Below are 5671 nucleotides of genomic sequence, written 5' to 3' on the forward strand. Positions count from 1 at the left end.
TGATGGACCAGGGCGCGCCCCTGGTGCACCGCCTGCCCGGCCGCGCCGGCTGGGAGCTGCGCCTGGTCGTGCAGGGCGGACTGCGCATCCTGGACAAGGTGGAGGCGCTCGACGGCGACAGCCTGCACACCCGCCCGCGCCTGCGCCCGCTGGACTGGGCCCGCATGCTGGGCCGGGCCGTGGCGATGTAAGGCGAATTCATGCCCGGCAAGCGCGGCTTCAGTCGCGGCTCTGTAGGCCGATAATCCAGGCATCGAATCGGCCTTCAGCACAATGATTACTAGGGCATGACGCTATATTTTTTGTAGCGATCGATTTTGATTGAGCCGGTAAGGCACAGGCCTCGCGCAAGGCCGCCCCGGGATAGCGAGCATGCCCGGCCCCCGCCAGCCGGTTAGCCTGCGCGCCCCACAGCCCTCATTGCCCGCCATGTCCGTCAGCGTTTTCGACCTGTTCAAGATCGGTATCGGCCCGTCCAGCTCCCACACCGTCGGCCCCATGATCGCGGCGCGGCAGTTCGCCGTCGCCCTGCGCGATTGCATGGGCCTGGCGCCCGTGCACCGCGTGGTGGTGGAGCTGTTCGGCTCGCTGGCCGCCACCGGCATCGGCCACGGCACCGACCGCGCCGTGCTGCTGGGCCTGGCCGGGCACGAGCCCGACCGCATCGACCCGGACCGGATCGGCCCCACGGTTGAAGCGATCCGCACGGGCGGCCACATCGACCTGCTGGGCACGCACCGCATCGCCTTCATCGAAAAGGAGCACCTGCTGTTCCGACGCAAGAGCCTGCCGTTTCACCCCAACGGCCTGAGCCTGCATGCCCATGGGGCGCAGGGCGAACTGCTGCTCACGCGCACCTACTACTCGGTGGGCGGCGGCTTCGTGGTGGACGAAGGCGGCCAGCGGGTGCTCAACAGCGTCGAGGCCCTGGACCAGGGCGCAGCAGGTTCCGGCATGGGACTGCTGCACCCCTACCGCACCGCCGCCGAACTGCTGGCCCAATGCGCCGCCACCGGGCAGAGCATCGCCGCCGTCACGCCGGCCAACGAAGGGCACTGGCACAGCCGCGCGCACGTGCGCCAGCGACTGCTGCAGATCTGGCAGACCATGGCCGGCGCCGTGCAGCGCGGCTGCGCCAGCCACGGCAGCCTGCCCGGCCCTATGCGGCTGCAGCGCCGCGCGGGCCAGCTGCACCAGACGCTGTCCGGCCGCGCCGAAGAGGCGCTGCGCGATCCGCTGTCGATGCTGGACTGGATCAACCTCTACGCCATGGCCGTCAACGAGGAGAACGCGGCGGGCGGGCGCGTCGTGACCGCGCCCACCAACGGCGCGGCCGGCGTGATCCCGGCGGTGCTGCACTACTACGTGAAGTTCGTGCCCGGCGCCGACGAGGACGGCATCGCCGACTTCCTGCTCACGGCCGGTGCCATCGGCATCATCTACAAGGAAAACGCATCGCTCTCGGGTGCCGAGGTGGGCTGCCAGGGCGAGGTGGGCGTGGCCTGCTCGATGGCGGCCGGCGCGCTGGCGGCGGTGATGGGCGGCACGCCCGCGCAGGTGGAGAACGCGGCCGAGATCGGCATGGAGCACAACCTGGGCATGACGTGCGACCCGGTGGGCGGGCTGGTGCAGATCCCCTGCATCGAGCGCAACGCGATGGGCGCGATCAAGGCCATCAACGCCGCGCGCATGGCCCTGCGCGGCAACGGCACGCACATGGTCTCGCTCGATCAGGTCATCAAGACCATGATGCAGACCGGTGCCGACATGAAGAGCAAATACAAGGAAACCTCGCGCGGCGGGCTGGCGGTGAACGTGGTCGAGTGCTGAGTGAGGGCGCCCAACCCGGGGCTGCGCCGTCGCCGGTGTGGTGAATAAGACGCACCTGCACGCGGGGGCGCGGGCAGGCTCTGCCTTTTTTCGTTACACGCACATACACTTTGCGGTTTTCGCCCGTGCGGGCGCCGGCGCATCCGCCGCCCCTTCATCCGCCTTTTCGCCTCCACCCATGCATTTCCTTTCTCGACTGCGCCCCTGGGCGCTCATGGCGGCCCTGGCCGCGTTCGGCAGCGCTGCCCCCGCGTGGGCGGAAGACACCCTGGCGCGCATCGCCAGCTCGGGCGAGCTGAAGCTGGGCCACCGCGAAAAGTCCCTGCCGTTTTCGTTCAAGGACGCCAACGGCGCGGTGAAGGGCTACACGGTGGACGTGTGCCTGCAGATCTTCGACGAGATCAAGAAGGAACTCAAACGCCCCGACCTGCGCGTGCACTACCTGCTGGTGGACGGCAAGAACCGCATCAGCGACGTGAAGGACGGCGTGGTGGACCTGGAGTGCGGCGGCACCGCCAACACGGCCGCGCGGCAAAAGGAGATCGCGTTCAGCCACCACATCTTCGTGGCGACCTCTTCGTTCCTAGTGCGCAAGAACTCGGGCATCAAGACACTGGACGACCTGCAGGGCAAGAAGATCGCCGTGCAGGGCAAGACCACCAACGAAGGGCTGCTGCGCGCCAACGAGCGCACCTACAACCGCCACTTCAACTACGTGCTGGCCGACAGCACGATCGACGTGGTGGGCGCGCTGGTCAAGGGCGAGGCCGATGCCGCCTTCGCCGACGATGCGGGCATCTGGATTCCGCTCACCCGCCTGGGCAAGAACGTGGACGACTACCAGTTCCTGGAAAAGCGCCTGTCGCTGGAGCCCTACAGCATCGGCCTGCGCAAGGACGATCCCAAGTTCAAGGAACTGGTGGACCGCGTGACGCGCCGCATGATCCAGGGCGGCGAGATGGCCGCGCTGTACAAGAAGTGGTTCAGCGTGGAGCAGCAAGGCATGCTCCCAATGAGCATGTTCATGAAAGAGGCGCTGCGCCGGCCGAGCGACATGGGTGTGGAGCAGATCGCCTTCTGAGGCCCGCCCGCCACCATGGCGGCAGGCAGTGGGGGCCCGGAGCCGATGGCCCCCGGTCCACCGGCTTACATGTAGCCTTGGTCGATCGCCTCTTGGTGTTCTCGCAACTCTTTTTCCTTGCGCTCCCGAATTTCTTCTGGCGTGCTGGGAGTCGAGTACAGCATTGACGACAGCCCCTGGCTGTCGAACGCTTCTTCGATGTCCTTGGCCACGCTTTGCAGGGCGTCCAGCTTGCGGAAAGACTGGCCGAGGTCCATCTTCGCCATCTGGCTGAGTGAGGCATGCAGCTTGGGATCGGCATAGCGCAGGCCGACCATCTCGTCGCTGGCGAGCAATTGCTTGAGCTGGGCCTGGCTCTTGATGATCGCATCGCGCTGACCCGACAGTTCGTCGAACTCCTGAGCGGTCTTGAAGGTACTCACCATCTTCGCGCCGCTTCGGCGCATCGTGCCCTCCAGATCGAAGGCCATGCCCGTCTGATCGACCTTGGTGAACTTGCCGGACAGGTCCGCCAGTTTCTCCAGCATCGGAAGGTTGGCCGTCAGTGCCTGGCTCACATGGTGCACCACAGGAATGTTCATCCTCGCCATTTCGTTGCGAAGGGCGTTGTGTTCACGGACCGCTGCCTTTTTCTGAGCGGACAGGGTCTCATACCGTGCGTTCAGCGCGTCGTACTCCTTGTCGGACATGGCATCGGTCGCGTTGTCCAACGCCGTGTCCACCTGATGGTGCTCCCTGATCACGGCCTCCATGCGGGCCTTGGCCTCCAGGTATTTCGCCTTGACCTCCCGGGTTCCGCGGATGAACTGCAATTTGGGCTGGGCCGTATCGGCTTCCGAGGACTGGGGCCTGGTCCGCCCGAAACTCGCAGAGGTGGCTGCCTGCTGAGGCCTTGCAGCTTGCGCCGTGCTCGTCGGACGGGTGGGGCTTGCAGGGGTCGTGGGACGCGAAGGACTCGTCGGGGTCGAGGGGCGCGAAGGACTCGTCGGGGTCGAGGGGCGCGACGGGCTCGTGGGGCGTGAGGGGCTCGACGGGCTCGACGGGCTCGAAGAGCCCGAGGAGCTGGTGGAGCTCCAGGAGCTGAGGGAGCTCGAAGAATTGGAGGAACCCCAGGAGCTCAGCGAGCTGAGGGAGCTGGACGAACCGGTGGGGCGCATCGACGTGCGGTGCACTCCCGGCTGGGATGCTGGTGCATTGCTGCGCCCATCGCCGAACATCTTCAAGCTCGCGGGCCCGGGCTGCTGTTTCCGCGGAGAAGTCGCGGCAGCCGTGGCGTGCTGGTAACTTGGGGTCTGCACACGCTGCTGCTGTTGGCCAGCGAGGCCAGCCTGCTGGCTGCCCGGCCGGAACGACTGCAGGTTGGCCCGGGGCTGTTGCGACTGCCAGCCTTGTGGACTGGCGGCCGCGTTATTGTTGCGCGAACTCAATTTGGAGAACACGGTGTCCTGCTGCGGCCGGGACTGCGCGGCACCCGATGGGGTCTTGGCCTGACCCGTCGTTTTCGACGCCACCTCCTTGACGAAGCGGTTGCCCGCCGATAAGACCTTGGAAGCGAACTTGGAACTGAGGGACATGGAAAAACCTTTCGAGGCGGTCGCTCGCCGTGCCTCGCATCGGGAAATCGCCGCTTGAAATGCACTGTAGGCAGGCTCTGTTCGGGCACGGCACGGCCACCCGAAAGCGCAAGCAGGAATGCGAAGGCACCCTCCCCTGGCCTGGCCGCAGGCCGGCCCCTGCCCCGAGCCAGCCCGGTTCGCCGCCGAGCCCGGGCGCCCATGGGAGAATCGCGCCCCATGACACCGGAACAGTACGTCCAGCAAAAAGCCGCCGCCTCGGGCAGCAGCTTCTATTACGCCTTTCTGTTCCTGCCCGCGCCACGGCGCGCCGCCATCACGGCCTTCTATGGCTTTTGCCGCGAGGTCGACGATGTGGTGGACGAAGTCTCGGATGCCGGCGTGGCCCGCACCAAGCTGGCCTGGTGGCAGGCCGAGGTGGCCCAGTCCTTTGCCGGGCGTGCCACGCACCCGGTGATGCAGGCGCTGATGCCGCACGTGGCGGCCTACGGCATCGAGGAGCGCCACCTGCAGGCCGTGATCGACGGCTGCCAGATGGACCTGGAGCAGACGCGCTACCTCGACTTTCCCGGCCTGTCGCGCTACTGCCAACTGGTGGCGGGCGTGGTGGGCGAGGTGGCCGCGCGCATCTTCGGGCAGACCGACGACCGCACCACCGAATACGCGCACACCCTGGGCCTGGCATTTCAGCTCACCAACATCATCCGCGACGTGGGTGAGGACGCGATGATGGGCCGCATCTACCTGCCCGTGGCCGAGCTCCAGCAGTTCGACGTGAAGGCGCACGAGATCCTCAAGCGCCAGTATTCCGAGCGGTTCACGGCGCTGATGCGCTTTCAGGCCGAGCGCGCGCACCGGCTCTACGACGAAGCGCTCGCCCTGCTGCCCACGGGCGACCGGCGCGCCCAGAAGCCCGGGCTGATGATGGCCAGCATCTACCGCACCCTCCTGCGCGAGATCGAGCACGACGGCTTCCAGGTGCTGCACCAGCGGGTGAGCCTGACGCCGCTGCGCAAGCTGTGGCTGGCCTGGAAGGTGCAGGCCCTCGGACGCCTCTGAGCCGGCTTTCTTCCATGCAACGTGTTGCCATCATCGGGGGCGGCTGGGCCGGCATGGCGGCGGCGGTGGCCGCCGCGCAGGCTGGGCACTGCGTGACCGTGTTCGAGGCCACCCGCGTGCTGGGGCG

6 protein-coding genes and 1 pseudogene are annotated in these 5671 nt (G+C 67.2%); 6 read left to right on the top strand and 1 reads right to left on the bottom strand.

Features of this window, described 5'->3' with window-relative positions; all coding sequences use genetic code 11:
• The 3 genes and pseudogenes from AC27IQ_RS18125 to AC27IQ_RS18135 form a co-directional block, all read left to right on the top strand.
• Positions 1-191 (top strand): annotated as a pseudogene (locus AC27IQ_RS18125) (squalene synthase HpnC); the annotation flags it as partial.
• 238 nt (positions 192-429) lie between these two features.
• Entirely contained in the window at positions 430-1830 is a 1401-nt protein-coding gene (locus AC27IQ_RS18130) for an L-serine ammonia-lyase (protein WP_487090286.1), read from the top strand.
• A 178-nt stretch (positions 1831-2008) separates the two neighbouring features.
• Positions 2009-2911, top strand: a complete 903-nt coding sequence (locus tag AC27IQ_RS18135) for an amino acid ABC transporter substrate-binding protein (RefSeq protein ID WP_487090287.1) — start codon at positions 2009-2011, stop codon at positions 2909-2911.
• 65 nt (positions 2912-2976) lie between these two features.
• On the opposite strand, the gene AC27IQ_RS18140 is transcribed toward AC27IQ_RS18135, so the two are convergent.
• A complete protein-coding gene (locus AC27IQ_RS18140) occupies positions 2977-3723 on the bottom strand; it encodes a hypothetical protein (RefSeq protein WP_487090288.1) in 747 nt (248 codons plus the stop codon).
• A gap of 127 nt (positions 3724-3850) precedes the next feature.
• Between AC27IQ_RS18140 and AC27IQ_RS18145 the strand changes: the two genes are divergently transcribed.
• From AC27IQ_RS18145 to AC27IQ_RS18155, 3 genes are all read left to right on the top strand, one after another.
• A complete protein-coding gene (locus AC27IQ_RS18145; RefSeq protein ID WP_487090289.1) occupies positions 3851-4195 on the top strand; it encodes a hypothetical protein in 345 nt (114 codons plus the stop codon).
• Between the two features lie 509 nt (positions 4196-4704).
• Positions 4705-5544 (top strand): presqualene diphosphate synthase HpnD, encoded by an 840-nt coding sequence (hpnD, locus tag AC27IQ_RS18150; protein WP_284407717.1) that lies wholly within the window; start codon positions 4705-4707, stop codon positions 5542-5544.
• Positions 5545-5558: 14 nt separating this feature from the next.
• On the top strand, positions 5559-5671 hold a 113-nt coding region (locus AC27IQ_RS18155), incomplete at its 3' end, for an FAD-dependent oxidoreductase (RefSeq protein ID WP_487090290.1).

It is taken from the genome of Acidovorax sp. KPB24-07 (assembly GCF_057543315.1).

Bases quoted from the DNA above. Each gene is read 5' to 3' on its own strand.
- AC27IQ_RS18130 (WP_487090286.1), top strand. From the start codon at position 430: ATGTCCGTCAGCGTTTTCGACCTGTTCAAGATCGGTATCGGCCCGTCC.
- AC27IQ_RS18135 (WP_487090287.1), top strand. From the start codon at position 2,009: ATGCATTTCCTTTCTCGACTGCGCCCCTGGGCGCTCATGGCGGCCCTG.
- hpnD (WP_284407717.1), top strand. From the start codon at position 4,705: ATGACACCGGAACAGTACGTCCAGCAAAAAGCCGCCGCCTCGGGCAGC.